This window comes from Paenibacillus nanchangensis (assembly GCF_046543445.1).
Taxonomy (GTDB): Bacteria; Bacillota; Bacilli; order Paenibacillales; family Paenibacillaceae; genus Paenibacillus_AQ; species Paenibacillus_AQ nanchangensis.
Window position 1 is genome coordinate 1 of the sequence record NZ_JBHOFD010000078.1, and the last position, 902, is coordinate 902.

1 protein-coding gene is annotated in these 902 nt (G+C 54.3%); it reads left to right on the top strand.

The genetic code is table 11. The annotated features are described in order from the left end of the window. Nucleotides 1–525, top strand: a 525-nt coding sequence (locus tag ACE6ED_RS29155; RefSeq protein ID WP_410830957.1) for a transposase, incomplete at its 5' end; no start/stop codon positions are given. Nucleotides 526–902 lie beyond the last annotated feature (377 nt).

A 902-nucleotide genomic window follows, 5' to 3' on the forward strand; every position in this document is an offset into this window, starting at 1 on the left:
GAGGTCGCTGGCGAGATGAAAGAGCGAATCGGACGCCTGCTGCAGCGGTACGAGGCACTGGAAGAACAGTCGGCCGCCATTGGAGAGGGGCTCGAGAAGCTGCTCGCTCAGCTCTCGCCTGAAGCCAGACAGCCGCTGGAAGCACTTTGTATTAGCCCTTGGCTGACAGCGGTCCTGCTGGCGAATACCGGAGATTTGAGAGCTTATGCACATGGGAACCAAGTATTGGCGCTGGCCGGGCTGAACCTGGCGGAGTGTAGCTCAGGCAAGCGCCGAGGGCAGATCACCCTCTCCAAGCGCGGGCGACGACAGCTTCGGAAGTATCTGTATCTGACGGTATTGGGTCTGGTCGTCAATCACCCGGCGTTCAAGCGCTGGCATGCGCATAACGTGAACAGCTTACGAATGAAGAAGAACACGTCCATTTTGAAACTGGTAGGCAAGCTCGCAAGGATTCTGGTAGGACTTGCCCACAGCGGCGAGTGTTTTGACGAGCAGCGCCATCCGGTGCACCTGGCGGCTTAAGTTCAGTAGATTCAAATCACGAAAACCTGATAGACAGCACACGCAGATTGACGGATTCGCAGTATTTCACAAGGCATGTACGGAAACCAAGTTCAGAAGGCGAAAGGGCATAGACCCGTCAAATAAACAAAATTGGACTCCACTTTCCTAGGCAGGCGTAACGAAGGAAGGTAAGGGCGTGGACCCGAAGAGACATGGGAGAGTAACCCCCTGGCGAATAGTGGACAACACATGCAACATATGGGAAATCATGGGATTCTCCGGGTATCCTGTGTTTGCATCTGCCTTTTTCTTCGACAGGGGGCTCCCCCGACCGTTCCTTCCGTAGCACGCTTCATCTAAGAAAGGTGAAATACTGTGAATCCGTGAGCATACGT